Annotated in this window: 18 protein-coding genes and 2 other RNA genes; 11 read left to right on the forward strand and 9 right to left on the reverse strand. The window is 64.8% G+C overall.

All coding sequences use genetic code 11. The annotated features are described in order from the left end of the window. Positions 1-310: 310 nt before the first annotated feature. Both VC212_RS21975 and VC212_RS21980 read left to right on the forward strand, forming a co-directional pair. Positions 311-682 carry a DUF559 domain-containing protein gene (locus tag VC212_RS21975; RefSeq protein ID WP_323515647.1) on the forward strand — a complete coding sequence of 124 codons (372 nt, stop codon included), beginning with the start codon at positions 311-313 and terminating at the stop codon, positions 680-682. Between the two features lie 21 nt (positions 683-703). Then, positions 704-2,344: an NAD+ synthase gene (locus VC212_RS21980; RefSeq protein ID WP_323515645.1), complete on the forward strand. Its 1,641-nt coding sequence runs from the start codon at positions 704-706 to the stop codon at positions 2,342-2,344. Here the strand turns inward: VC212_RS21980 and VC212_RS21985 are convergent. The 3 genes from VC212_RS21985 to VC212_RS21995 form a co-directional block, all read right to left on the reverse strand. Then, positions 2,338-3,315 (reverse strand): hypothetical protein, encoded by a 978-nt coding sequence (locus VC212_RS21985; protein ID WP_323515643.1) that lies wholly within the window; start codon positions 3,313-3,315, stop codon positions 2,338-2,340. The two genes, VC212_RS21980 and VC212_RS21985, sit on opposite strands and share 7 nt — an antisense overlap. Positions 3,316-3,363: 48 nt before the next feature. Next, positions 3,364-3,439: non-coding RNA, sX9 sRNA (locus VC212_RS21990), on the reverse strand. Between the two features lie 284 nt (positions 3,440-3,723). Continuing rightward, entirely contained in the window at positions 3,724-4,605 is an 882-nt protein-coding gene (locus tag VC212_RS21995; RefSeq protein WP_055848912.1) for an outer membrane protein assembly factor BamD, read from the reverse strand. A gap of 120 nt (positions 4,606-4,725) precedes the next feature. Here VC212_RS21995 and rluD point away from each other — a divergent pair, with 120 nt between their 5' ends. From rluD to VC212_RS22015, 4 genes are read left to right on the forward strand one after another with little or no spacing between them, the layout of a single operon-like run. Then, the gene (rluD, locus tag VC212_RS22000) at positions 4,726-5,721 is read left to right on the forward strand and encodes a 23S rRNA pseudouridine(1911/1915/1917) synthase RluD (protein ID WP_055848915.1); all 996 of its coding nucleotides are present in this window, start codon (positions 4,726-4,728) and stop codon (positions 5,719-5,721) included. Between the two features lies 1 nt (position 5,722). After that, a complete protein-coding gene (gene pgeF / locus VC212_RS22005) occupies positions 5,723-6,538 on the forward strand; it encodes a peptidoglycan editing factor PgeF (protein ID WP_323515659.1) in 816 nt (271 codons plus the stop codon). Continuing rightward, positions 6,535-7,065 (forward strand): DUF4166 domain-containing protein, encoded by a 531-nt coding sequence (locus VC212_RS22010; protein ID WP_323515657.1) that lies wholly within the window; start codon positions 6,535-6,537, stop codon positions 7,063-7,065. The genes pgeF and VC212_RS22010 overlap by 4 nt, the downstream gene beginning before the upstream one ends. Then, entirely contained in the window at positions 7,052-7,486 is a 435-nt protein-coding gene (locus VC212_RS22015) for a thiol-disulfide oxidoreductase DCC family protein (RefSeq protein ID WP_238155985.1), read from the forward strand. Before VC212_RS22010 ends, VC212_RS22015 begins: the two co-directional genes overlap by 14 nt. Positions 7,487-7,876: 390 nt before the next feature. Here the strand turns inward: VC212_RS22015 and VC212_RS22020 are convergent, their stop codons facing one another. From VC212_RS22020 to VC212_RS22045, 6 genes are all read right to left on the reverse strand, one after another. Continuing rightward, on the reverse strand, positions 7,877-9,745 hold the full coding sequence (locus VC212_RS22020; protein ID WP_323515641.1) for a methyl-accepting chemotaxis protein: 1,869 nt from the start codon (positions 9,743-9,745) through the stop codon (positions 7,877-7,879). Between the two features lie 725 nt (positions 9,746-10,470). Next, positions 10,471-12,909 carry a membrane-bound PQQ-dependent dehydrogenase, glucose/quinate/shikimate family gene (locus tag VC212_RS22025; protein WP_323515654.1) on the reverse strand — a complete coding sequence of 813 codons (2,439 nt, stop codon included), beginning with the start codon at positions 12,907-12,909 and terminating at the stop codon, positions 10,471-10,473. 1,062 nt (positions 12,910-13,971) lie between these two features. Then, positions 13,972-15,339 carry an alpha,alpha-trehalose-phosphate synthase (UDP-forming) gene (gene otsA, locus VC212_RS22030; RefSeq protein ID WP_055848926.1) on the reverse strand — a complete coding sequence of 456 codons (1,368 nt, stop codon included), beginning with the start codon at positions 15,337-15,339 and terminating at the stop codon, positions 13,972-13,974. After that, entirely contained in the window at positions 15,336-17,114 is a 1,779-nt protein-coding gene (locus VC212_RS22035; protein ID WP_115528722.1) for a glycoside hydrolase family 15 protein, read from the reverse strand. The genes otsA and VC212_RS22035 overlap by 4 nt, the downstream gene beginning before the upstream one ends. A gap of 40 nt (positions 17,115-17,154) precedes the next feature. Continuing rightward, complete coding sequence (otsB, locus tag VC212_RS22040) at positions 17,155-17,919, reverse strand: trehalose-phosphatase (RefSeq protein ID WP_323515640.1); 765 nt, start codon at positions 17,917-17,919, stop codon at positions 17,155-17,157. Positions 17,920-18,789: 870 nt separating this feature from the next. Then, positions 18,790-21,225: a TonB-dependent receptor gene (locus VC212_RS22045; RefSeq protein WP_323515637.1), complete on the reverse strand. Its 2,436-nt coding sequence runs from the start codon at positions 21,223-21,225 to the stop codon at positions 18,790-18,792. A 316-nt stretch (positions 21,226-21,541) separates the two neighbouring features. On the opposite strand from VC212_RS22045, the gene VC212_RS22050 reads away from it, so the two are divergent. The 5 genes from VC212_RS22050 (at position 21,542) to VC212_RS22070 (ending at position 26,168) form a co-directional block, all read left to right on the forward strand. Then, a complete protein-coding gene (locus tag VC212_RS22050) occupies positions 21,542-22,021 on the forward strand; it encodes a DUF3574 domain-containing protein (protein ID WP_055850323.1) in 480 nt (159 codons plus the stop codon). Positions 22,022-22,083: 62 nt separating this feature from the next. Further along, positions 22,084-22,929 (forward strand): hypothetical protein, encoded by an 846-nt coding sequence (locus VC212_RS22055; RefSeq protein WP_323515652.1) that lies wholly within the window; start codon positions 22,084-22,086, stop codon positions 22,927-22,929. Positions 22,930-23,081: 152 nt separating this feature from the next. Further along, a non-coding RNA gene (locus tag VC212_RS22060) (sX9 sRNA) lies at positions 23,082-23,160 on the forward strand. Between the two features lie 240 nt (positions 23,161-23,400). After that, positions 23,401-25,002, forward strand: a complete 1,602-nt coding sequence (locus tag VC212_RS22065) for a hypothetical protein (RefSeq protein ID WP_115584512.1) — start codon at positions 23,401-23,403, stop codon at positions 25,000-25,002. Then, positions 24,999-26,168, forward strand: a complete 1,170-nt coding sequence (locus tag VC212_RS22070) for a lysozyme inhibitor LprI family protein (protein WP_323515635.1) — start codon at positions 24,999-25,001, stop codon at positions 26,166-26,168. The genes VC212_RS22065 and VC212_RS22070 overlap by 4 nt, the downstream gene beginning before the upstream one ends. Positions 26,169-26,172 lie beyond the last annotated feature (4 nt).

Here is a 26,172-nt window from a genome sequence, read left to right on the forward strand (position 1 = left end):
AGCAGAAGCAGAAGCAGAAGCAGAAGCAGAAGCAGAAGCAGAAGCAGAAGCAGAAGCAGAAGCAGAAGCAGAAGCAGGAGCAGGAGCAGGAGCAGGGGCGGGAGCGGTAGCGGTAGCAGTTGCAGTTGCAGCAGCAGTTGCAGCAGAAGCAGACTGCTTTAGCTTCGTGCCTTGGATTTCCCTCTCCCGCTTGCGGGAGAGGGGTAGGGGTGAGGGCAGCTTTCCCCTACATCCCAAATCGATCGCAACCGATAGCTGGCACCGGCAGTTCCATAACACGCTGTGATCTGACAAAAACCCGATGCATCCAATGCGCGCTGGCGAAAAAATCCGATTCGCGAAAATCTTGCGACGCGAGACGACCAACGCCGAGCGCGCGCTTTGGTACCGCCTGCGTGATCGGCGCTTGCTGGGCTTCAAGTTTCGCAGGCAATGTCCGGTCGGGCCGTACATCGCCGATTTCGCCTGTCTGGACTGCGCATTGATCATCGAACTTGATGGCAGCCAGCATCTGAACGCCTGCTCCGATGCAGTACGCGACGCCTTCCTGCAGCGCGAGGGCTTCCAGCTGCTGCGCTTCTGGAATAATGCGGTGCTGGCGCGCACTGACGATGTGTGCAACGCGATTGCGCAAGGTTTGTGCGTTGCCCGTTCTTCTTCCCCTCCTTCCGGCGTTCGGTAGGAACCGCAAAAGGCTGCCGATATGTCCCAGATCCTCCGCATCGCCATGGCCCAGTTCGACTTCCCGGTTGGGGCGGTGGCAAAAAATACCGATCGCATCATCGAGTTCATTGCCACGGCACGCGATGAGTTCGAGGCGGACATCGTGCTGTTTCCCGAACTGGCGATCAGCGGCTATCCGCCGGAAGATCTGCTGTTGCGTCCGGGGTTCTTGGCGCACTGCGAACAAGCACTGACGCGCATTGCGGCGAGTACGCGCGGCATCGTCGCCGTGGTCGGCTGGCCGCAGAGTGCCGGCAGCGTGGTCTACAACGCCGCCAGCGTGTTACGCGACGGCCGCATCGAAGCGACATACCGCAAGCGCGAGCTGCCCAACTACGCGGTGTTCGACGAGCGTCGTTACTTCGATGTGGACCCGGATGGCGACAATTGCGTGGTCACGGTCAAGGGCGTGCAGGTGGGCGTGGTGATCTGCGAAGACCTGTGGTTCGCCGAGCCGCTGGCCAAAACCGTGCACGCCGGCGCCGAGCTTGTGCTGGTCCCCAATGCCTCGCCATACGAGCGCGGCAAGCACGCGCAGCGCGATGCGCTATTGGCCGAGCGCACGCGCGAGAGCGGGGCGGCGATTGCGTATCTCAACGTGGTCGGCGGCCAGGATGCGCTGGTGTTCGACGGCGCCTCAGTGGTGGCCGATGGCGACGGCACCGTGCATCCGGCCGCCGCCGCCTTTGTCGATCAATGGCTGGTGGTGGACTACGCCGCCGGCGAACGCCGCTTCACCCCGGTGGTCTGGGTGGACGATGGCGACGAGAGCATGGACGCACTCGCCTGGCGCGCGGTGGTGCGTGGCCTGCAGGATTATTGCCGCAAGAACGGCTTCAGCAAGGTGTGGCTGGGCCTGTCCGGCGGCATCGATTCGGCGTTGGTGCTGGCGATGGCGGTCGATGCGCTGGGTGGCGATAACGTCACCGCGGTGCGGCTGCCGTCGCGCTACACCGCCGGTCTGTCCAACGATCTGGCCGAGGAGCAATGCCGCGCGATGGGCGTGAAGCTGGAAACCATCGCGATCGAGCCGGCCTTCGAAGGCTTGCTCGCCGCGTTGGGTCCAATGTTCGAAGGCACCCAGCCGGATGTCACCGAAGAGAATCTGCAGTCGCGCAGCCGTGGCGTGATCCTGATGGCGCTATCCAACAAATTCGGCGGGTTGCTGCTGACCACTGGCAACAAGAGCGAATACGCAGTGGGCTACGCCACCATTTACGGCGACATGTGCGGTGGCTACGCGCCGCTGAAGGATCTCTACAAGACCGAAGTGTTCGGCCTGGCGAAATGGCGCAATACCGTCGGCGGTGCGCCGGTCATTCCACCGGCGGTGATCTCGCGCCCGCCATCGGCCGAGCTGCGCGACAACCAGACCGACCAGGATTCGCTGCCGCCCTACGATGTGCTGGACGGCATCCTGTACCGCTATGTCGACCACGAGCAGTCACGCGACGAGATCGTTGCCGCCGGTTATGCGGCCGATACTGTCGAACACGTGCTGCGCCTGGTGCGAATCAACGAATGGAAGCGCCATCAGGCCGCGCCCGGGCCGAAGATCTCGCGACGCGCGTTCGGTCGCGAGCGGCGTTACCCGATCACCAACGGGTATTCCGGTCAGTAACCTGGCGCGTCGGCCATCGCTGCGGTGGCCGGCGGTTGCGCAAAGCGGGTGAGCAAATCAAGAGTCGGCTTGGGTCGCGTCAGGTCGTACATCAGGCCGAAGTGGCCTTCTGCGCCCTGGATGGTGGTCTGGTCCAGCAACTCGTAGACATTGATCTCGGCGACCACGTCGGCATAGTTGGCGCGCACGTTGCGCAGCAGCTGCGCCAGGCTGTCGAAGCAGCCGCGATCGCCTTCCGCGCCTCCGGTGGTGTTGCCGGTGTAGACCTCGGCGCAGTTCAGCTCGTTGAAGAACACCGGCGTGTTGTAGGTTTGCGCAGCCGTGCGTAGCTGGCCCAGGTACAAGTCCGTCCAGTAGCCGGCATCGTGGTGGAAGGCGTAGTAGTGGAAGCTGATGTGGTCGAAGTCGAAACCGGCGGCCTTGGCCTTGGCAAGAAACCATAGCGAGCCATTGCGGTCGCCCGGGCAACGCGCGTTGGCGCTGCGGTCGTCGCTGTTGCAGGCGGTGATGTTGATGGTGAAACGCAGGCCCGCGCCCAGTTCGTTTGAGGCCTGGCGCATGCCCAGATACATGGTGGTCATCGCTGCGATGCGGGCATCGGCTTCGGCGCGCACCAGGTCCTGTTCGTTGCCGATCTCCCAGACCTTGATGTCGGCCGCATAGCGACGTGCCAGTTGGTAACCGATCTCGCGCGACATCGGGTAGACCATCGGGCGTAGCGTGATGCCGTACTGACGCGCCAGTGGCACCAGGGCATCCAGCGTTGCGTAATCGCGCGGATCCACATCGAAGCGGTAGCTGCGCAGATTGCGCGCGGCCAGCAGTTTGAAGCGTGCCTCGGCCTGGTTCATGGGGTAGCCGGGGCGATTGTCGTGGGCGTTGACGCCGTAGACGATCGGGGCTGCGACTGAGACCGTGCTCAGTGTTGCCAGCGACACCGCGAGCAAAAATAGGGCGATGAGACGAGACATGCGGCCTCCTTGGCTGGCGCCGGCGGGGAGTCGGATCTTCCTAAGAGCGGCTAACAAACCGTCGCGAGCCATCGTCAGGTGGGTGTGGACGGCGCGGAGGAACCCGAGTGTATGCGTGATACATGCCGACTCCGAGAACCGGCCGCGCCCGCCTGGCGATGAGCACAGTCGTTTTGTTAGCTGCTCTAAGGCTTGAGTATAGGCAGGCCAGCCCGCCGGTTCGGTGATCTGGCGCCGGTTACGGGACGCGGGCGGGCTTGCGATACGCCGGCACAGGGAGCGAGCACACGCGGACAGACGCTACCGCAGCGGGGAGCGCTCACTGCTGCTGCGGCTTGCCGCACCGACCTCTCAGACATGAAAAAGGGGCCTTTCGGCCCCTTATGTATTCCGCAGCGACTACAAGTCTCAGTCGCGGCTCATCTGCGCATTGCGCTGACCGGTAGCGGCGGACTTCTCGCCGGCAAACGGGTTGAGCTTGCGGATCGCCCAGGGGTACTTCGGCCAATTGCCAGTCAGCCACGGGTGCTGCGGGCTGTTGAGTTCGAGCACGCGGCGTGCGTCTGCGGCCAGGGTCTTGTTGCCCAGGTGTGTGTAAGCCTCCGCCAGCACGGCAACGGCGTCGTACTGATAGGCGCTCTGCGGGTAGGTTTCCAGCAGGTAGTTGGCGCGGCCGGCTGCGGACACCCAGGCGTTGCGGCGCAGGTAGTACAGCGCGTTATCCAGCTCGTGCTGGGCGAACACGTCGCGCAGCTCGATCATCCGCTTGCGCGCATCGGGCGCGTAGCGGCTGTTGGGATAGCGGTCGGTGACCGTATTGAAGTCGTTGTAGGCCTGCTGCGGCGACGACAGATCGCGGCGGCTTGGGTCCAGCGACCACACCCGGCGCAGGAACACCGTGTCGCGGTTGCTGTTGGCCAGCCCGCGCAGGTAGTACAGGTACGAGATGTTGCGGTGCGTGGGATAGGTCCGGATGAAGCGGTCGACGCTGGACACCGTGTCGTCGTGCTTGCCGGCCTTGTACTGGGCGTAGGCGCTTTCGATCATCGCCTGCTCGGTGTACGGACCATACGGGTACTGGGCAATCAGGCGCTTGTAGCTGGCTTCGGCGCCAGCCCAGTTGCCTTTCTCCATCAGGCCGTGGCCTTTGCCATAGAGCTGCTCGACCGGCATGCCCTCATCGGGATTCTTGTCCTTGGCGCCGCGGTGGCAGCCGGTGACGACGAACGCCATGACCAGCATGAGGGCAATCAGGCGCGCAGGCGCGGAAAACGTGGACCGTCGGATCATGGGTCTGGGAAGGACGCGTCAGGAAAACGAAAGCGCGATGATAGCCTAGTGGCCTGTCCGGCGACTGACTCCTGCCTCCCGGACCCCTAAATTCCCGTTTTTGCCTGAGTGCCAGTGTCCATGTCCGACCCATCTGCCGACCCCATCGACCCGTCCATCCGTCAGGCCATCGTGCCCGATAACGCCGCAGGGCGCCGTTTCGACGCGGTGCTGGCCGAGCTGTTCCCCGAATTCTCGCGCTCGCGGCTGTCGGAATGGATCAAGTCCGGCGATGCGCTGCTGGATGGCGAAATGGCGCGTCCGCGCGACACCTTGCGCGGCGGTGAGAGCGTGCAGCTGCAGGTGGTGCTTGAAACCCAGACCCACGCGGCCCCGCAGGACATCCCGCTGAACGTGTTGTACGAAGACGACCAGGTGCTGGTGATCGACAAGCCGGCCGGCCTGGTCGTACACCCAGGCGCGGGCAATCCGGACGGCACCCTGGTCAATGCGCTGCTGTTCCGCGACCCCGCGTTGTCGGCGGTGCCGCGTGCCGGCGTGGTGCATCGTCTGGACAAAGAAACCAGCGGCGTCATGGTGGTCGCGCGGACCGTGCAGGCGCAGACGGCGCTGGTGGAACAGCTGTCCGCGCGCGATGTGCATCGCCAGTATCTGGCGGTGGTGGTCGGTGCGCTGGTGTCCGGCGGCACCGCGAATGCGCCGATCGACCGCCATCCACGCGATCGCCTCAAGATGGCGGTGCGCGACGACGGCCGCGACGCGGTCACCCATTACCGGCTGCGCGAACGCTTCCGCGCGCATACCGCGCTGGAATGCCGCCTGGAAACCGGGCGCACCCATCAGATCCGCGTGCATATGGCGCATCTGAAGTCGCCGATCGTTGGCGACCCGCTGTACGGCGGCGCGCTCAAGCTGCCCAAGGGCGCCACCGACGAGCTGGTGCACGAGCTGCGCACCTTCAAGCGCCAGGCGCTGCATGCCGAAACGCTGGAATTCCTGCATCCGGTCAGCGGCGAGCCGGTGCGCGCCACCGCACCGGTGCCGGCCGACCTGCAGCGGCTGATGACCGCGCTGCGCGAAGACAGCGCACGTGCCGCCGAGCTGGCGCGCCGCTGAAGTGACAGTGGCCGCGCCTTGCATCCTGCCGGCCGACTGGCCTGCGCCGCCACGCATCCATGCGCTGACTACATTGCGCTACGGGCTGGGCGGCTCGCTGCCGCCGTTCGACACGCTCAATCTGGGCAACCGCAACAGCCCCGAGGGCGATACGCCCGAGCAGGTGGAGCGCAACCGGGTACTGCTGGTCGAAGCGCTAGCGTTGCCGAGCGCGCCGCACTGGTTGCGGCAGGTGCACGGTGTGGAGGTGGTGCGCGTCGAGGCGCCGCTGCTTGCATCCGATGCGCGGTCGGATGGCGCGGGCGATCTCGCGCCAGCTGCGTCTGAACCCATTGCCGATGCGGCTGTCACCGCTGTGCCTGGCGTGGTGCTGGCGATCCTCACTGCCGATTGCCTGCCCGTGGTGCTGGCGGCGGCCGATGGCAGCGAAGTGGCGGCCGCACATGCCGGTTGGCGCGGGCTGGCCGACGGCATGCTCGAGCGCAGCGTGGCCGCCATGCGTACGCCTGCGTCGCGCTTGATCGCATGGCTGGGGCCGGCCGCGGGGCCGCAGGCATATGAAATCGGGCAGGACGTCTTCGATGCCTTCGTCGCCGACGATGCGCAGGCGCAGGACGCCTTCAGCGCCACGCGGCCGGGGCATTGGCAGGTGGATCTGTATGCACTGGCGCGCCAGCGCTTGCAGCGTGCCGGCGTGCCGGCCAGCGCGATCCATGGCGGCGGGCTGTGCACCATTTCTGATCCGCAACGCTTCTTCTCGCACCGCCGCGACCGTCGCAGCGGACGCATGGCCACGCTGGCCTGGATCGCGCCCTGAACACGCCATTGTTCGCGCAGGTACTCGGCCAGGATGCGTTCGCGCATCTGCCTGCGCCGGTGCGTGCGCTGCACTCGGTGCAGCAGCGGCAGACCTTTGGCGGAAGGGCGCAGATTCAGCGCGGTCGTCATGCCTTGGTGCCGTTGCTGGCGTTGCTGAGCCGGTTGCCGCGCACTGGCGAGGTGGATGTCGAAGTGGAGTTTCTGGTCGATGCGCACGGCGAGCGTTGGCATCGGCGTTTTGCCGGGTTGCCGATGTATTCGCGGTTGTGGCGGCAGGGCGGCGCACTGCGCGAGCACCTGGGCGCGGTGCGCTTCGAATTCGCGCTGCGTGCCGATGCCGACGCGTTGTACTGGCAGGCCACGCGCGTGTGGGCATTCGGCTGGATCCCGCTGCCTGCGCGCTGGTTCGAGCAGGTGCGTTGCCGCGAGCATGCCGACGCTGGCCGCTATGGATTTTTCGTCGACGTGCACCTGCCGCTGGTCGGGCCGTTCATTCGCTACGAGGGTTGGCTTGCGCCAGGTTGAATCGCCGCAGGTTGATGCGCGCAGTGCGCCGGCAACCATCGTGTTCGATGGCGTGTGTCTGCTGTGCAATGGCTGGGTCACGTTGCTGCTGCGCCACGATCGACGTGGGCGTTATCGCTTTGCCGCGATGCAGGGGCACGCCGGGCGCGCGCTGTTGCAGCAGCACGGGCTGGATCCCGATGATCCGCTGTCGTTTTTGCTGGTGGACGACACCGGTGCATGGACCGACAGCGATGCGATCGTGCGCGTGCTGGCCGGTTTGGGTGGCGTTTGGCGCTTGTTTGCAGTGTTGCGCGTGGTCCCACGTGGCTTGCGCGACATCGGCTATCGCCTGATCGCGCGCAATCGCTATCGCTGGTTCGGGCGTACCGAGCACTGCATGCTGCCAACACCCGAGCAGCGTGCGCGGTTCCTGGATTAGCCCTCGCTGCCGCCAAGCCTGCTTGGCGTAGGAGCGCACCTGGGCGCGATGGGGCGTTACCAGTAATGCTTCGTCGCGCCCAGGTGCGCTCCTACGAAGATTGGCTCTTCTGTGCGATGGCTCTTCGATTCGGCGTGTTGTTTGCGGCTGCGCGTGCCGGACCAACGATGGCAGACACGCACGCTTACTTTGCGTAGGAGCGCACCCGGGTGCGCTCCTACGAAGATTGGCTCATCTGTGCGATGGCTCTTCGATTCGGCATGTTGTTTGCGGCTGCGCGTGCCGGATCGAGGATCGCAGACACGCACTGTTGCTTGGCGTAGGAGCGCGCCTGGGCGCGATGGGGCGTTACCGATAAAGCTCCGTCGCGCCCAGGTGCGCTCCTACGATTTATGCCGCCGCGTTTCCGAAACTTGCGCGCACTACATTCGAGTTGCCGCTGTGCGCAGGCTGCAGGCGGAAGATCGAGACGGCATCGGCCAGTTCCACCGCCTGTTCTTCCAGGCTACGTGCGGCGGCGGTGGCTTCTTCCACCAACGCGGCGTTGCGTTGGGTGACCTCATCCAGTTGTGCGACGGTGCGATTGACCTGTTCGATGCCGCTGGACTGCTCGGCGCTGGCCGAGGTGATCTCGCTCATGATGTCGGTGACGTGTTTGACCGAGCCGACGATCTCGCGCATGGTCGCGCCGGCACGATGCACCAGCCCCGAGCCCAGCTCCACCTTGTCGGTGGAATCAGCGATCAGCGTCTTGATTTCTTTTGCCGCATCGGCAGAGCGCCGCGCCAATGCGCGCACTTCGGAGGCGACGACCGCAAAACCGCGGCCCTGTTCGCCGGCACGTGCTGCTTCCACTGCGGCATTGAGCGCCAGGATATTGGTCTGAAACGCGATGCCGTCGATGACGCCGATGATCTCCCCGATCTTGCGCGAGGCGGTGCTGATCTGGCTCATGGTGGCGACCACATCGTCCATCACCTGGCCGCCGCTTTGCGCCACTTCACCGGTGCCCACCACCAGGCGGTTGGCCTGCAGCGCGCTTTCGGCATTCTGCTTCACGGTCGAGGTGAGTTCTTCCATCGAGCTTGCGGTTTCTTCCAGATTCGCCGCCTGCTGCTCGGTGCGTTCGGACAGATCGGTATTGCCGGCAGCGATTTCCACCGCAGCCTGTCGGATGGTGTCCGATGCAGTCTGGATGCCGCCGATGATTTCGGTCAGACGGGCGACGGTCTGGTTGGTGTCGTCGCGCAGACGCGCAAAGATGCCGTGCGCATCGCCGTCCACGCGCTGGGTGAGGTCGCCTTCGGCCATCGCGCTGATGACGCGTGCCAACGCGGCCAGGTGGGTTTCCACCGAGTCGTAAATGCGGTTGATGCCTTGCGCCAGCGACAGCAGTACGCCATCCATGCCGTCGACCTGCATGCGGCGACTGAAATCGCCGGCCGATGCCGCATCGATGATCTGGATCAGTGCCTGCTCGGCGTTGACCTGCGCGGTGACGTCCATCCACTGCGCGATGGTGCCCAGCTTGGTGCCGTCGGCGGCGATGATCGGGCTGTATACGAAGTCGATCTGGCGCCCGAAGAACGGCGCGCGCACGGCCTTGGACGCGTTCAACGCGCGCATGCGGTCGATGGCGGCCTGGCTGTCCGGGTAGATGTCGCCGATGCTGCCGCCGACGAATCCTTCGGCATGGAAGCTGGGGCGGAAGCTCTGCACATCCGGCTCGATCAGCTTGAGCATCGCGAGCAGCTTGCGGTTGGCGAACAGCACCTGGCCGTCGTCGTCGGCGATGCGGATCATGGTGTCCAGATCGTCGAGTGCCTTGATCACGAACTGCCCGTGGCGCAGGCCTTGTTCCATCACGTCGATGCGGATGGCCAGCTTGTCCTGGGTCGCCTGCAACGTGCGCAGCAGCGGTGCCAGTTCACCGGAGGCGGTACGCGCGTCCAGGCGCTGAAAGCGGCCTTCGCCCAGCGCAGCGACGGCACTCACTGCCTGCTGCAGCTGCGCACTGTTGCGACGACGCGTCCACCACCACAGGCCGACGCTGGCCGCGCCGAGCACCAGCAGGGCCGGGAACAGCTTCGCGAACGCGCTACCGACGCCGCCGGGCACCAGCGTGGCTGCATAGAACGTCAGCAAGGCCAGCAGCGCGAGGTGTGCGGCAGCGGGCATCCATGCAGTCCAGGTGGTACGCGCAACGTTTGCATCCGCCGGTGGGCGGGAAACGGGTGCGGCATCGTGTGAAGGCAACATAGGCTGAGTCCGACTAGTGTTCTGGGAAAGGGGGAACGGTGTGCGGCAGGAGTGGGCTGCAATGGGGTATCGGCGGCTGAGCCCGAATCATGATGGTGTGAAAGGACCGTTTATCGGAATGCGTGCTGCGGACCACGTAAAAAGCTGATGTGGTTGATTTGGAAGCGTTTTCAGTTGCGGTGCGTATGTTTTGAGCAGCTCGCGGCTGCCCGGAATCAGTGTTCCTGGTTGTAAATTCCACGTGAAATTAGGCTGTCGTGAGGCCGCGCAATTCCGCGCTCCGATGGAATGCAGGTGGGCGGTTTGCTTCTCTCTGATCTGGCAGCGGCGACTAGCGCGCTTTGCACTGTTGCCGGTGTCGGGTTTGCGCTGAAATCAGAGCGGGCACAAACCACCGCTATGGCAGTGCACCGGGTGTCGGGAAATCGCAGCAGGAGAACTTGAAAGGCAGCGACCCGAAGAACTTCGGAAAGACCTCACTCCGACACGGCTCGGTGCGACGCCGATGGCCCGTCGGTCAAACCGCAGTTTTGGCACACCTGTCATCGGCGGATGCAACACCGTGCAATTCAGGCGTGCTGCCGGAACCACATGTTCCGACCGCACACCACATGCTCCGCCGCATCCGGACAACGACGATCCGCCCAATCGACAGGCCGCCCATAAAAAAACCGGCCGTCTCGCGACGGCCGGTCTGTTGTGTCACTGCCCAAAAGGGCCGGCGATTACTTCGCCGGCGCCGCTGGTGCAGCGTCCGGCAAGGCCCAGGCGATGACGCTGTCGCCGGACTTGGTTTCCATGCGGTCGTGTCCACCCACGGCGGCCACGATGTACTGCTTGCCATCGATGGTGTAGCTCAGCGGGGCAGCCTGCGGGCCGGCCGGCACGCGCGTCTCCCAGACCTGCTTGCCGGTGCGGGTGTCGAAGCCGCGCATGAAGTCGTCCAGGGTTGCGCCGATGAAGGTCACGCCGCCGGCGGTGGCCAGCGAGCCGCTGTTGTTAGGCGTGCCGATCTCGAACTTGGTCTTGGACGGGATGCCCATCGGGCCCTGGTCGTAGCCGGTGCCGAGCGGACGGCGCCATAGCACCTGCTGCGTGCGCAGATCCACACCGGAGATGTAACCCCACGGCGGGGCGACGCACGGGGTGTTGAGCGGCGACATCCACGGCTCCTTGCGCGCGCCATAGGCCAGGCCCTTCTGCGCCATGTAGCCGGGGGTCTTGCTCTTGCCGTCGAACACCGACACGACGCCGAGTTCGTTCATTTTCTCGCGGGTATAGACCTGCAAGGTGTAGGGCAGGCGATTGCTGTTCATCACCATGATGCCGCGCTGCAGATCGACCGAGACGCCGCCCCAGTTGATGCCGCCGTGGTTGCCGGTGAACGCCAGCGAGCCTTGCAGCGTCGGCGGGGTGAACATGCCTTCGTAGCGCAGCTGCTTGAACTGGATACGGCAGGCGAGCTGATCGAACGGGGTCATGCCCCAGGCATCGGATTCGATGATGGTTTCGACCTCGCGGCTCGGCGCGCCCACGGTGTTGGGCATGCCCGGCGAGATCGGCTGGGTGGCAGCGGTCCAGTCGCCGTGGTCGGTGCCCTGCGGCACGGCCATCTGTTTGACCGGCATCAACGGTGCGCCGGTGGCACGATCCAGCACGAACACCTGGCCGGACTTGGTGGCCTGGATCACCGCAGGACGGGTGCCGCCGCCGGCGACCGGCCAATCGACCAGGTTCGGCTGCGGGCCGATGTCGTAGTCCCACAGATCGTGGTTGACGGTACGGAAATGCCAGCGCTCCTTGCCGGTGGCCGCGTCCACAGCGACCAACGAGGCGGTGTATTCCTCATCCTGCGGGGTACGGCCCTTGCCGAAGAAGTCGCCGGACGCATTGCCGGTGGGCAGATACACCAGGCCCAGCTCGTCGTCGGCCGCCATCAGCGACCACACGTTCGGGGTCGAACGCGTGTAGGTCTGGCCAGCGGGCGGTTCGGCGGTGATCGCCGGGTTGCCCAGATCCCAGGCCCAGCGCAGCTGGCCGGTGAGGGCATCGAAGCCGCGCACCACGCCGGACGGCGCATCGCCTTCCTGACCGTCACGCACCTGGCCGGTCGGCTGGATCACCACACCGCGCATCACCACCGGCGGCGAGGTCGGGCCGACGAAGCCCGGCTTGGTATTGCCGGTGCCGGCATTGAGGTCCACATAGCCGTTGTTGCCGAAGCTGGTGCACAACTTGCCGGTCTGCGCGTCCAGCGCGCCGAGGCGACCATCGACCATCGGCCAGAAGATCCGCGTCGGGCAGTCGGCAGTGCCTTCCGGCGCCTGGTAGTAAGACACGCCACGGCAGGTGGTGGCGGCCACACCGGCCATCGCCTTGGGGTTGGTCTGCGGGTCGAAGCGCCAGCGCTCCTTGCCGTTGGCCGCTTCCACCGCGATCACCTTCTGGGTCGGGGTGCAGATGTACAGCAGGTCGCCGATCTTGAGCGGGGTGTTCTGGAAGGCATAACCCAGCTTGGAGCCGGCCGGCTTCAGATCGCCGGTATGGAATTCCCAGGCCACCTTGAGGTTCTTCACGTTGTCCGGAGTGATCTGCGCGCCGGGGGTGTAGTGATTGGACAGGTTGGAACCGGCATACGCGGTCCAGTTGCTGGCGTCGTGATTGGCCGCGACATTGCCGTCCGGGCTGGGCACGCTGCCGCGACTGAAGGCAGTGGCGTTGTCGGCCGGCTGCTTGGATGCGTCGGCCAGCTCCACATTGCGCGGCATAAACAGCGGCCACAGGATCAGCGCTGCGCCCAGGATCGGTAGCACGCCGGTCACCACGACATAGCCTGCGCCGGACAACGGCTGCATGCGCCGACGCGCCACGCCCCAGAACGGCAGCAGTACCAGGCCCAGCACCGACATCCAGGCCAGACGTGGGACCAGGCCCCAGCCATCCAGACCCACTTCCCACAGCGCCCACGCGATGGTGGCGGCCAGCGTGGCGCCAAACAGCCATAGGCCGGCACGCTTGCCCAGCGCCAGCAACACGCCGGCCAGCAGCAGCGCAATGCCCGCGAGCAGGTAGTACCAGGAACCGCCGACAGCGACCAGACGGCCGCCTTCGTAGGCGAGCACCGCACCGAGCACGGCGATCACCACTGCATAGGCCACCAGCAACCAGGTGCCTAGCCCACGTTTTGAGGATTGATCAGTCATTTTGAGATATCAGGAAGGACTTGGGCGGCATGCACCGGCGACAAGTCGTGGAGGGAGAGAGGTCGCCCGTTGGCAAAGGCTGCCGGCGACCTTGGATATGAACGCGCAGCCCCTCCCAGGGTCCTCAGCGCTACTCATGTGAATATTTTAGACCTCTGAGCGCCGCCTGTCCGTGACGGAATAGGAACCACCGTTCCAACCTGCAGCTCGGATGTACTGAATTTGCGTGGAATTTGAGCAGTGCAGCGAAGGGTGCTGACATTTTCGGGTGATGCGCGGTGATACCTGACCAGTGATGCACGCGAGATTCGCTGTCGCTTTCGAATTGCTTTTTTTGTTCGGCTTGCTCTGCATTGGCCTTGCCGTTGCTTTGCTTAGCTCAGTTTTTTGCTCTTGACTCACCCAGTCGCCTTAAAGCAAGCCGAGCACCGCAGTCATGCGTGGCCGAAGAGGCCACCCGCGCCTGAAGGGCGTGGAAGCCTTTGACTTCGCTGTGCCCTAGAGCGCTGTGGCTTAAAGCTGTGCTTGAAATTCCCGCATGGCTACAAGTGCACCTGCCGGAAATCCCTTGTAACCGTACCCTCATCCGCCCTTTGGGCACCTTCTCCCGGAGGGAGAAGGAAATGCATGCAGCGAGTTTGTGCGCCGTGCCGCGCATGGCGAAGAGCGCAGGGCACCGGTGCGGCCGTATCGCGCCGGATTGCGTCAGGCGACGGCGTTTGAAGCCGGGATTTTGCATTTGGGATTTGGGATTGGCAAAAAAATGCGGGCACTTCAGCACCACGGTGAATCCAGAGCACAGTGCTCAATCCAGAGTACGTCGCTCGCACCAAAGCACAGCGCTCAAGCCAGGGCTGCGACAGTCCATCGAGCACAATGTCGGATTGCTCGCGTGACTGCCGTACCCTCATCCGCCCTTCGGGCACCTTCTCCCGGAGGGAGAAGGGAATGTATCCAGCCTCTCGCAGGAAGAAGGCAATGCACGCAGCGAGTCTGCGTATATTCCCCCGCACCGAGGAAAGCTTAGGCGTCTGCGAGTGCCTGCAGATACCGCTGGCGCCAGTGGTTGATGTTGTTCTTGCGCAGATGATCCATCATCGCCCGCCAGCGCTCGATACGTGTTGCCAACGGCATGCTGGCTGCCGTCGCAATGGCATCGGCCACACCGTCCAGATCGTGCGGGTTGACCAGTAGCGCTTCCTTCATTTCGTCCGCCGCGCCGGCCAGCAACGACAGCACCAGGACACCGGGATTTTCGGGGTCCTGCGCGGCCACGAATTCTTTGGCGACCAGATTCATGCCATCGCGCAATGGCGTTACCAAGCCCACCGATGCGGCCCGATAGAAACCAGTCAATGTTGCATGGCTGAAGTTCTGGTTGACGTAGCGCAGCGGCGTCCAGTCCGGCCCCGCATGTCCACCATTGATATGGCCGGCGATCTGTTCCAGCTGCCCGCGTAATTGACGATATTCGGTGACATCGCCGCGCGATACCGGTGCGATCTGCAGATAGGTCAGGCTGCCGGATTGATCCGGATAGCGTTCCAGATAACGCTCGAACCCCTGGAAGCGTTCCGGCAGACCTTTGGAGTAATCCAACCGGTCCACGCCGATGGCCAGCTGCCGCCCGCGCAAACTTTCGCGCAGATCGCGCACGGCTTGCTTGCTGACGGATGCCTTTGCCTGATTGGCAATCAGATCGGTGTCGATCCCGATGGGGAACGACGAGGCGGTGAAGCGCCGCCCGCCCGGGCCTTCGACCAGATCGCCGTCCAGAATGCGGCCGCCACCGAACAGGCGGACATACGCCTTGAAGCGCTCGGCATCGCGTTGGGTCTGGAAGCCGACCAGATCGTAGGCATAAAAGGTACTGAACAAGCGCGCGTGATCGGGCATCGCCTGCATCAAATCGGCCGACGGCATCGGCACATGCAGGAAGAAGCCCATCTTGCAGCCCACCCCCAGCTCGCGCAGCATCGCGCCCAGCGGGATCATGTGGTAATCGTGAATCCACAAGGTGTCGCTGTCTTTCAGCAGCGGCGCCAGCTTTTCTGCGAACAAGCGATTGACGCGCAGATAGCCTTCGCGCTTGGCGCGGTCGTAATCGACCAGGTCCAGCCGGAAGTGCAGCAACGGCCACAAGGTGCGATTGGCAAAGCCGTTGTAGTACGAGTCGATGTCGCGCTTGTTGAGGTCCATGGTGACGAAGGTGATGTCGCCTTCGGTTTGCTCGTGCATGCCGCCGCTATCGCCGCGGGCGGTCTTGCCGCTCCAGCCGAACCACATGCCGCCGCGCTCCTTGAGCGCTGCCAACAACCCGACTGCAAGGCCGCCGGCACGGTTTTCGCCGGGCACTGCAACACGATTGGATACCACCACCAAACGACTCATGACGCCTCCTGCCAGCTCCGCGACAAGCGCATCGCTGCGATGATCAAACCGACATGCGAATAGGTCTGAGGGAAATTGCCCCAGGCTTCGCCGTCTTCGAACGATAGGTCTTCCGAGAGCAAGCCGAGGTGATTGCGGCGCGACAGAATGCGCTCGAACAATTCACGTGCCTCGTCCTTGCGGCCGATGGAGGCCAGCGCATCGATGTACCAGAACGTGCAGATGGTGAAGCTGGTTTCCGGCTCGCCGAAGTCGTCGGGCGCGATGTAGCGATACAGCGCATCGCCATGTTTGAGCACCCGGCCGACCGCTTCGACCGTGCGCACGAAGCGGCTGTCGTCGGCATCCACGATGCCGATGTCGGCCAGCAACAGCAGCGAGGCATCCAGACGATGGCCACCGAACGTGTCGGTGAAATGACCGCGTTCTTCACTCCAGGCTTCGGCCAACACGCGCTCGCGAATGCTGTCGGCGCGCTGCTGCCAATACACGCTGCGCTCGGGCAAGGCCAGGCGGTCGGCAATCTTCGACAAGCGATCGCACGCGGCCCAACACATCGCGGCGGTGTAGGTATGCACTTCGGCGCGGCCGCGGAATTCCCACAGGCCGGCGTCGGGCACGTTGTGCAGCGCATAGGCACGTTCGCCCAGCGGTTCGAGCCGGCGGAAGGTGTCGGCGTCGCCTTGATCCTTCAGACGCAGATCGAAGAACAATTGCGTCGAGGCCAACACCACGCTGCCATAGACATCGTGCTGTTGCTGGATCCACGCCAGGTTGCCGCGCCGCACCGGGCCCATGCCACGGTAGCCCTCCATCGTGTCGACTTCATGCTCTTCCAGCTGCGATTCGAAGCCGATGCCGTACAGCGGCTGCAGCGTGCCGTCGGCAGTGGCGATGTTGAAGATGTAGCCGATGAACTGCTCCATCGTGCGCGTGGCGCCGAGCCGGTTGAGCGCGCGCACCACGAACGCAGCGTCGCGCAGCCAGCAATACCGGTAATCCCAGTTGCGCGGCGTATTTGGCGCTTCCGGAATGGACGTAGTCATCGCAGCAATGATCGCGCCGCTATCTTCGTACTGGCACAGCTTGAGCGTGATCGCGCTGCGGATCACCGCTTCCTGCCAGTCCAGCGGAATGGAGAGATAGCGCACCCATTCGCGCCAATATTCTTCGGTGCGTTCCTGCGCTTCCTGCACATAGCCGGTGAGCGAGCGGGTCAGCGATTCGTCCACGCCCAGCACCAGACTCACGGGGTGGCTGAGCACGAACGGCAAGCCGTCGCGCACGAAGCGCACCGGCACGTCGGTGGTCAGGCGCAAGGTGAATTCCGGCAACACCCAGCGGATATGGTTGCTGCCCCAGGTGGTATCGGGCGTACGGCCACCCCAGTCGGCGAGCGGGCGTGCGCGTACCACGATGCGCGGGTTGCCAGCGAGCGGGCGAATCTGCCGGATGATGCTGACAGGCCGGTAAAAACGGCCGTTATTGCGCCAGCGCGGTGCGAAGTCGATGACTTCCACTTCGCCACCGTGGCTATCGCGCAAGACGGTGCGCAGCACGGCAGTGTTGGGCAGGTAGTGCTGCTCACTGCTGACGAAGTCTTCCAGCTCCACCGCAAAATCGCCGCCTTCGGTCTTGGGCGACAGCAAGCTGCAAAAGGCCGGGTCGCCGTCGAAGGCGGGCAGGCAGCTCCACACCACGCGTGCCTGCCGATCGACCAATGCGCCAAAGCTGCAATTGCCGATGACGCCCAGATCCAGGTTTGGCTCGGTCATGAGGTGCAAACGATCCTGTAAGTAGCGAAAGGAAGCGCGCCTACGGTGATGCGTGGCGCGCGTTGTGGTGCAGCCACGCATGCACAGCGGCAGTGCCGTCGACGCGAAAACGCGCGCTGGTCTGTGCGCGATCGCCGACCAGAATGCTCCAGCCGCCTAAGCGATTGGCCGCTTCGAAGCCGAATTCGTCGGTGAGGTCGTCGCCGACGAACACCGGCGTGCGGCCTGCAAAGGCGGCGGTCTGCATCAGTTGTTCGACGGCCAGGCCCTTGTTGCTGCCTTCGGGTACGAATTCCACCACGTGGTCGCCCGGCTGCAGGCGATAGCCGGAGAGCTGGGCGATTTCGTCCTGCGCAAAGGCCAACACATCAGGGCCGGCGTCCGGTTGCGCGCGCCAATGCAGCGCAACGCTGACGCCTTTGTCTTCGACCAGCACGCCTGCGTGTTTATGTGTCAGCGCCGCAGCGCGTTGATGCAGGCCATGCAGGAATGCAGAAGTGTCCTGCGGCATGGCGGCACGTGCGGCAACATCGCTGCGCAACTCATGCCCATGCAGGCCGGCGGCCGGCAGCAGCAGTGGTGCGAACAAGGCATCGAGCTGTGCGAGCGGACGTCCGCTGACGAGGGCGATGGCGCCGTTGAGGCGCTCGCTCAGCTGGACGATTGCTTCGCGTACCTCGGGCAATAGCCGCACGGCCTCGGGGCTGTCGGCAAAGTCGATCAGGGTGCCGTCCACGTCCAGAAACAATGCGCAGGCATCGTCCAGCAATGGCGGCGACGGAAGGGGGGAATGCGCGTCTGCCATTGCACTAGTGTGCGCAAACCGGTGTGAGATTCAGGTTATGGAACGGCAGTGGGTGCTGGTAGATACATGCAACTGCCTATCCTTCTCCCCTCGGGAGAAAATGGCGCGTGGCGCCGGCTTAGGCTACGTGCGAAGCCTCGTGCAGTTGGAAGGGCACGGGAGCTTCGCCCGTACCCTCACCCCAACCCCTCTCCCGCAGGAGAGGGGCTAAAGCGGTAGCCGCAGTGTTCTTCCCTTCTCCCCTCGGGAGAAGGTGCCCCGAAGGGGCGGATGAGGGTACGGGCGAAGCCTCGTGCAGTTGGAAGGACACGGAGGCTTCGCTCCGTACCCTCACCCCAACCCCTCTCTCGAAGGGAGAGGGGCTAAAGCGGCAGCCGCGGTGTTCTTCCCTTCTCCCCTCGGGAGAAGGTGGCGCGTAGCGCCGGCTGAGGCGACGTGCGAAGCCTCGTGCGGTTGGAAGGACACGGGAGCTTCGCCCGTACCCTCACCCCAACCCCTCTCCCGCAGGAGAGGGGCTAGAGCGGTAGCCGCAGTGTTCTTCCCTTCTCCCCTCGGGAGAAGGTGGCGCGTAGCGCCGGATGAGGGTACGGGCGAAGCCACGTGCAGTTGGAAGGACACGGGAGCTTCGCCCGTACCCTCACCCCAACCCCTCTCCCGCAGGAGAGGGGCTAAAGCGGTAGCAGCAGTGTTCTTCCCTTCTCCCCTCGGGAGAAGGTGCCCCGAAGGGGCGGATGAGGGTACGTGCGAAGCCTCGTGCACTTGGAAGGACACGGGTGCTTCGTCCGTACCCTCACTCCAACCCCTCTCCCACAGGAGAGGGGCTAGAGCACGCTCCCGAGGGGAAAGGGGGTTTGCAGCCTGCGCTGTTGCTCAGAAGGTATACCGCACCCGCCCATACCAGTACGCGCCATTGCTGCCGATCGGCGAGAGCACGTCGTAGGGCAGGTTGCCGAAGTAGGCGATATCGTCGATGGAGCGGTCCGAATAGTTGTCCAGGATGTTCTGCCCGCCGATGGCCAGCGTCCACTGTGTGCCCAGGTGATATTCGGCTTCCAGATCCAGTTGCCATTCGGCGCCATAGGTCTGGCGTGGCACGAAACCGCCGCCGAAGTCGAACACGCGGGTGGCGCTGCCATAGCGGTTCACGCGCGTCTGCAGGTTCCAGTGTTGGTTGTTCCAGTTGGCGGCCAGTGCGGCACGCGTGCGTGGTGCCGCGTCGGTAAGCGTGTTGCTTTCTTCCACGCCGAACAGCACGTAGTCCGGGTTCAAGGCCAGCAATTGCGCGGGCGTTGCGATGATGTTTTCCAGCTCGGTCTTGGCATAGCTGTAGGTGCCGGTCAGCAACAGATCGCCGCCGAACGCGTACTGGCGCCAGTTGGCGACCAGCTCGGCGCCGCGGGTGCGGGTATCGGCGGCGTTGAGGAAATAGCTGGCGCTCTGCACGCCGGTAACGCCGAAGTTCTGCTGCACGAAGCTGGTCAAGGCGTCGCCGGTGATGTCTTCGGACAAGGCGATGCGGTCGTCGATATCGATCTGGAAAAAATCCAGCGACAGGTCGAAGTGATCGCCCAACTTGCTGGTGAAGCCCAGGCTGTAGTTGACCGACTTTTCCGGCTTGAGATCGGTGGCGCCGAGCGCGCGGGCGATCGGGTTATTGACCGACAGCAACCGGCCCTGGGTCAGCCGGCCGGCGGCGTCGTAACCGGTGGAAGTGGCTTCGTAACCGATCTGGCTCAGCGATGGCGCGCGCACGTTGTTGGAGATGGCGCCACGCAGCGCGAATGCCGGGGCGAACGCATAGCGCGCGGCCAATTTACCGGTCCATTGACTGCCGAAGTCCTGGTAATGCTCGTAGCGACCGGCCAGGTCGGTGGAGAATTTTTCACCGAACTGGCTGGAGACGTTGGCATAGGCGCTGGCGACATTGCGCGACAGATCGGCTTCGTCCTGCGGGGTGAGCCCGCCGCCGGCCTGCGAGCCGGTGGGGCGGTCGGTGAACGGGCCGGCGGCGTAGCTGGCCGGGTCGCCGGCATGGGTGCGGTATTGCTCGCGGCGGAATTCGGCGCCGGTGCCGAAGGTATGGGTGGCGCCGGCAGTGTCGAACACACGGGTCAGATCGAAATTTCCCACGGTCTGCGCAAACGCAAAATCACCGGTCTTGAACGCGGTGGTACTGCCCGTGCCGAGCGAGGCGTTGAGCGAGTTGCGCAGGCGGTAGGTGAAATCGTTGCGGCCGTAGTTGACGCTGGCGTCGTAATCCCAGTTGCCCCACTGCCCACGTGCGCCGGCAACAAGTTGCAGATCGCGATTTTCGCCTTCGGAAATCGGCCGGTAGCCGTTGGGGTAGATCTCGCGCCAGTTGGCGCTGCTGTCGGGGTAACGGAAGTAATTTGCGCCTTCGGTGTCGCGCTGGTTGTACGTGCCGAAGGCGTAGAACTCGCCGCTGGCGCTGAAGGGAATCTTGGTATTGAGCCAGGCGTTCAAGCCCTTGGTGGCGCCGTCGCCGAGCACGTAATTGCGCCGGCCGGCTAGGGCCAGATTGTCCGGGGTCTGCTCTTCGAACGGCGGGATCTGATCGAAGCCGGCGCGGTTGGTGGCTTCGCGATTCTTCAATTCCAGGCCGACCTTGAAGAAGCCGCCGTCATCGCCCAGCAGCGAGCCGACCTTGGCGCTGGCGTAACTGGTCTGGCCGTCGGTGACGCGGCGATCGATCGGCGCCACATCGGTGTTGTAGGCGCCGAAGCTGGCTTCCAGTTCGCCGCGCTCGGGGTTGTCGTCCAGAATCACGTTGATGACACCGGCAATGGCATCTGAGCCGTATTGCGCGCCGGCACCGTCGCGCAGCACTTCGATGCGCTTGATCGCGTTGATCGGGATGGAGTTGAAATCTACCGGCGTGGTGCCTTTGCCGATCTTGCTGTCGGTATTGACCAGTGCCGAAGTGTGGCGGCGCTTGCCGTTGACCAGCACCAGCACCTGATCGGGCGAGAGCCCGCGTAGCTGCGCGGCGCGGATGTGGTCGGCGCCGCCGGAATTGGACTGACGCGGGAAATTGAACGACGGCAGCAGCGCCTGCAGCGCGCTGCCCAGCTCGCCGTTGACCACGCCGGCCTTGCGGATGTCTTCGGCAGTGAGCACGTCCACCGGAACCGTCGATTCCAGCACGGTGCGGTCGCTGGCGCGGGTGCCGGTGACGATTACCGTGTCCAGGGTGGTGGCGCCGGTATCGGCCTGCTGAGCCTGCGCGTTGGCGCTCAGTCCAGCGGCCACAGCCAGGCCGATCATCGAAAGGGTGGGGCGGGTCATGCTCTCTCTCCTGCAACTGCAAACGCGCCGCAGGGCCGGCGTCCGGCCGGACTGGTGCGCAAGGGGCGGACTGTTCCACATTCATCCGGATGGAGAGATATTATCGCGTTGTTCAGGCCTGCGCGAGATGGTGCTGTGCGCGCCCCTGCATGTGCTGATAGCGCGGCCGCATGAGCGCCCGCGCCACTGGCGTAACGCCCGCAGCAGTGCCGCTCGTACACTTGCCGCATGACGCCCGCCACTGCGCGCGCCGACTGCGGCGCGCCACCTGTGTATCGCTGTTTTTTTAGTCCCCCTAAAACCGTTGGAGAACTTGATGAAGTTGCTGCCGTCCGTGTTGATCGCCGCCGTGCTGGCGTTGTCTGGTTGCGCCACCATGCCGGGCAAGACGCCCGCTGCTGCGACTACCACCGCCAGCATGCAGGGCGATGCGCAACGTCCCGGCGACGCGCGTGGCTGGATTCGCAGCGAGCTCTACTTTGGCGTGGGTGAAGAAACCGGCCCGGCCGATCGCCCGCAGACCCGCACCATCGACGAGACGCAGTGGCGCGCGTTTCTGGACAAGGAAGTGACCCCACGCTTCCCGGATGGGCTGACGGTGTTCGATGCCTACGGCCAGTGGCTGTTCCGCGGCGCCAAGGAGCCGAACCGGCTCGGCACCAAAGTGCTGGTGATCCTGCATGAAGACACCCCGCAGCGGCGCAACGACATCGAAGCAATTCGGCTGGCCTGGAAGCAGGCCACCGGGCATCAGTCGGTGTTGTGGTCGCGGCAGGCGGTGGATGTGTCGTTCTGAGCCGCTCGGTGCGCGTGCGCGAGATGCAAGGGCGCGACGGGCTGCGTCCCAATGGCGCGGCCATGCGCGTGGCACTGGGTGCAGCGCTCGCCCTGCTGGGGTTTACCGCGGCGGCAGACGACGGCCAGGTGCAGGTGGCGATCGATGCGACGACGCACGCAACCGCCAGCCTGGTGGGCGCGCGCCTGCACGTGGTGCTGTCGCCGGGCGGCAGCGAGCAGTGGCTGGACGCCAATGTGGATGACGGCGAGGGCGGCGGTCGTGTCCGAAGCGACGACTACAACTTCGATGGGCACCGCGATCTTGCGGTCACCGCGATGCTGGGCCAGGTCAACGAGGCGACGTTGGTGTTCCTCTTTGACCCGGTGCAACGGCGCTTCCAGCCACTGGCCGCGCCCACGCGCCCGGCGGTGCAGTGCGACGGTTTGTGGAATTTGACCCCCGACGCCAAGGACCGCAGTCTGACCAGCGCCTGCCGCAGCGGGCCGATGTGGTACAGCGATCAGTATCGCTATGCCAGCGATGGCCGGCTGTATGTGTATCGCTCGCAGCAACCGATCGAATCGCCAGACATCCAGTCGCTGCTGGGGCGCGATGGCGACGACGCCTATCCGCTGTCGGTGTGGTCCACCTTCGACGCGCGTGGCGGGGTGGTCGCCACCGCCATCGGCGAAACGCTGGAGTCGCCGATGCCCGTGCAACTGCGGGTGCAGGTGGCACGGCTGCCCTTGTATGCCACGCCAACCGCGGCCAGCACGCGGCGGTATCTGGTGCAGGGCGATCGCGCCGATGCGCTGGATGTCAGCGCGGATGGCATGCGCATCAAGCTGCGTTATCGCAGCGCCACGGCGGGCGAGGTGGTGGGCTGGGTGGCGGTGGATGCCGCTTCTGCTGGCAGCGGGCAATAACCGGTGCCGATTGCCATGTGGGCGCGGCCGGCATCTTGAATCGGTTTGTGGCATCTGTTTTGTGTCGCCGCCGGCATGCTGTGCGTGGTCGCCTGAGCGCTGCTAAGAGCGGCCAACAGTACTGTTGCGCAGCCACCTGCCGGGCGCGGCGAGTGCTCGGCACTCGTGCACTGCGGCTCCGAGTGCGCCGTCCATATCCGCCTGACGACTGCTCGCTACGTTTTGTTGGCCGCTGCTAACGGCCGTTGTTGGTGAGGTCGGATCGCATTGCCTGCGCGCGCGTCGAACTGCGCGCACGCGAGACGCGCGCGCGGCCGTGTCGCATGTCGCGGTGCTCCATCGGCATGCGTCAGCGCTTGCCGATGGCCGTGTTCCCCATCCCATGCGCGCCAACACCCCGTTCCACCGGTCCGCTGTCACCGGTGCCGGGCAGCGGCTACCATCGCCTGTCCCCACGTCTTGCAGACCTCCATGTCCGCTCCCTCTTCGCGTCCTGCGGCCTCGCCGCGCTGGTTCGTCGCCGGCGACCTCAACGGTTTCTTCGGCCTGGTCGTCGACAATCTCTCCATTCTTGGCTTCATCTCGGCGGCGTTGATAGGGATATTTCAGTTCCCGGCCGAGGTGGTGTTCGGGCGCATGTTTCCCGGCACTGCGTTCGGTGTGCTGGTGGGCAACCTGCTCTACACCTTGATGGCACGGCGGCTGGCCGCACGCACCGGGCGCGACGACGTCACCGCGATGCCGCTGGGCCTGGATGCGCCCACCAGCATCGGCATGGCGTTGCTGGTGCTGGGCCCGGCGTTTGCCGGCTTCAAGGCGCAAGGGCTGGATCCGCAGGCGGCGGCAATCGCCACCTGGAAACTGGGCATGGCCGCACTGGTGGTGATGGGCCTGCTCAAGCTGGTGCTGTCGTTCGTTGGCGAGGCGGTGACGCGTGCTCTGCCGCGCGCAGCCTTGCTCGGGTCGATCGCCGGCATCGCGCTGGTGCTGATGGGCCTGTTGCCGTTGCTGGAGACGCTGCGTTCGCCGGTGGCCGGCTTCGTCACCCTGGGACTGCTGCTGTACGTGCTGTTGGCCAAGGGCCGCCTGCCGACCAAACTGCCGGGCGTGCTGGTGGCGTTCGTGATCGGCACGGCGCTGTATTACGGGCTGGGACTGGCGGGCCTGGGTGCGCCGGGCTTTGCGGTGCCTGCGTGGACCGCGCCGCAGATCGTGCTGCCGCTACCGAATCTGGGCTTTATCGAAGGACTGCCGGCGACGGTGACTTACCTGCCGTTGTTGCTGCCGTTCGGTCTGTTGATGGTGGTGGGCGGCATCAATGTGAGCGAAAGCGCGCGCGCGGCCGGCGACGACTACCGCACCCGCGACATCCTGCTGGTGGAGGCGCTGGCCACATTGGTGGCCGGCGTGTGCGGCGGCGTGGCGCAGACCACGCCGTATATCGGCCAGCCTGCGTATAAAAACATGGGCGCGCGCAGCGGCTATACCTTGCTCACCGGCCTGTTTGTCGGCATCGGCGGCATGCTCGGGGTGATCAGCGGGCTGGTGCAGTGGCTGCCGCTGGCGGTATTGGCACCGATCATCGTGTACGTGTCCATCGACATCACCACACAGGCGTTTCAGGCCACGCCCAGGCACCACGCCGGCGCGATGGTGCTGGGGTTTCTGCCGTCGGTGGCGTACCTGCTGACCATCAAGGCGCCGGGCTGGATCGCGCCGGAGCAACTGGTGGTGTTGACCACGAAGGTGGATGGCCATGGCCTGCCGGAGCTGGCGGTAATCTTCGCGCTGGGCAATGGGTTCATCATCACTGCGATGCTGTGGATCGCCACGGTGGCGGCGATGATCGATGGCCGGCTGCGCCGCGCTGCGGTGTTTCTGCTGGTCGCTGCGGGCTTGACGCTGTTCGGACTGATCCATTCGGTGGACCCACGTGGCGGCATCTATCTGCCCTGGTCGCTGCAGGGCCTGGCCCGGGCGATCAGCTGGCAATTTGTCGGCGCCTACGTTGCGCTGTCGGTGACGTTGCTGTTGCTGTCGCTGCTGCCGGCACGCAAGGAGGCAGTGCAATGAAGCATCACGCGCGTGTCGGTCGACTGCTGCTTGGCAGCGCGCTGGTGCTCAGCGCCAGCACTGCATGGGCGGCCTCGTTCGACTGCAAACAGGCCAGTACGCCGGTAGAAAAACGTATTTGCGCGGTGCCTGCACTCGGTCTGCTCGACGATCAACTGGACGAGAGCTACCAGGCGCTGATGCAAACGACGCCGCGCGCTGCGGTGGCCGGTGTGCGCGAGCAACAGCGCGCCTGGCTGCGGCAGCGCAACGCCTGCGCGCAGGACGCCAAGTCGGACGGCTGCCTGCAGCGCAGCCTCAGCGCCAGGGCCGATGTGTTGGCCAAGGCGCTCACCGCGCAGCAACAGGCGCTGGACCGCATCATCGCCAGCATCCCCGGCAAGCCTGCGGAGGCCGCGCGGCAGTTGCAGGCCTACGACGCGCCGTTGGCTTCGGCATGGCTGGCATATCTGCATCAGTTCGTCCCCGCCGCCGGTGTGGACGCCGCGTTGGCGAACGCGCGCTTTGAAAGTGCGCGCAAGGCCCTGCGCAAGATCGATGATTTTGCGGCGTCGTTGCTGGATGACGCTGCCGGCACGCCGGCAACGCCACAGCCCGAACGCGTGCTCACGCTGCTGCGCATGTGGATCGAGCAAGACGGCAGCGGAAATCGGCCCTACGTGCACTGCTTCATTTTCGCGGCGGTGGGTGAGCCTGCGTACGAGGCATTCGGGCCGCTGTATGGCTCCACGCGCGACTCGTTTGCCCCGGTGTGCGAGCCGCCTGGTGGGTTGTTTGCGCTGGCCAGCTGGAAGCAGCTGGACGACGGGTTCGATTCCTTGATCGAAGCCTTGAGCAAGGACGCCGGTACCATCCGCTATGCCAGCTACGCCGAGTGGGGTGTGATTGCGCTGCGCGCCTCGGTGTCGCCGCTGTTGTACCTGCAACCGGCTTTGCGCAAGCGCTATGGCGATGATCCGGACCAGGCCATCGCCGCTTGGGACGGCAATGACAGCGAGTGGCCGGCCGCAGACCGCAAGGCGGTGCGCGCACTGTTGCCCAAGGTGCGCGCAGACACCGCGGCGTGGCTGGTGCGCGAAAAAAAGCTGCCTGCAAAACAGGCCGATCAGGCTGCCGCCGCAATCGTGGCGGCCTGGGTGAATGCGCGCTTGGACTTCGCCAATTGAGCGC

The sequence above is a fragment of the Xanthomonas sp. WHRI 8932A genome (genome assembly GCF_035012785.1).
Taxonomy (GTDB): Bacteria; Pseudomonadota; Gammaproteobacteria; order Xanthomonadales; family Xanthomonadaceae; genus Xanthomonas.

Excerpts from the sequence above, each read along its gene's own strand:
- VC212_RS21975 (WP_323515647.1), top strand. The coding sequence starts at position 311 with ATGCGCGCTGGCGAAAAAATCCGATTCGCGAAAATCTTGCGACGCGAG.
- VC212_RS21980 (WP_323515645.1), top strand. The coding sequence starts at position 704 with ATGTCCCAGATCCTCCGCATCGCCATGGCCCAGTTCGACTTCCCGGTT.
- VC212_RS21985 (WP_323515643.1), bottom strand. The coding sequence starts at position 3,315 with ATGTCTCGTCTCATCGCCCTATTTTTGCTCGCGGTGTCGCTGGCAACA.
- VC212_RS21995 (WP_055848912.1), bottom strand. The coding sequence starts at position 4,605 with ATGATCCGACGGTCCACGTTTTCCGCGCCTGCGCGCCTGATTGCCCTC.
- rluD (WP_055848915.1), top strand. The coding sequence starts at position 4,726 with ATGTCCGACCCATCTGCCGACCCCATCGACCCGTCCATCCGTCAGGCC.
- VC212_RS22020 (WP_323515641.1), bottom strand. The coding sequence starts at position 9,745 with ATGTTGCCTTCACACGATGCCGCACCCGTTTCCCGCCCACCGGCGGAT.
- otsA (WP_055848926.1), bottom strand. The coding sequence starts at position 15,339 with ATGAGTCGTTTGGTGGTGGTATCCAATCGTGTTGCAGTGCCCGGCGAA.
- VC212_RS22035 (WP_115528722.1), bottom strand. The coding sequence starts at position 17,114 with ATGACCGAGCCAAACCTGGATCTGGGCGTCATCGGCAATTGCAGCTTT.
- otsB (WP_323515640.1), bottom strand. The coding sequence starts at position 17,919 with ATGGCAGACGCGCATTCCCCCCTTCCGTCGCCGCCATTGCTGGACGAT.
- VC212_RS22045 (WP_323515637.1), bottom strand. The coding sequence starts at position 21,225 with ATGACCCGCCCCACCCTTTCGATGATCGGCCTGGCTGTGGCCGCTGGA.
- VC212_RS22050 (WP_055850323.1), top strand. The coding sequence starts at position 21,542 with ATGAAGTTGCTGCCGTCCGTGTTGATCGCCGCCGTGCTGGCGTTGTCT.
- VC212_RS22055 (WP_323515652.1), top strand. The coding sequence starts at position 22,084 with ATGCGCGTGGCACTGGGTGCAGCGCTCGCCCTGCTGGGGTTTACCGCG.
- VC212_RS22065 (WP_115584512.1), top strand. The coding sequence starts at position 23,401 with ATGTCCGCTCCCTCTTCGCGTCCTGCGGCCTCGCCGCGCTGGTTCGTC.
- VC212_RS22070 (WP_323515635.1), top strand. The coding sequence starts at position 24,999 with ATGAAGCATCACGCGCGTGTCGGTCGACTGCTGCTTGGCAGCGCGCTG.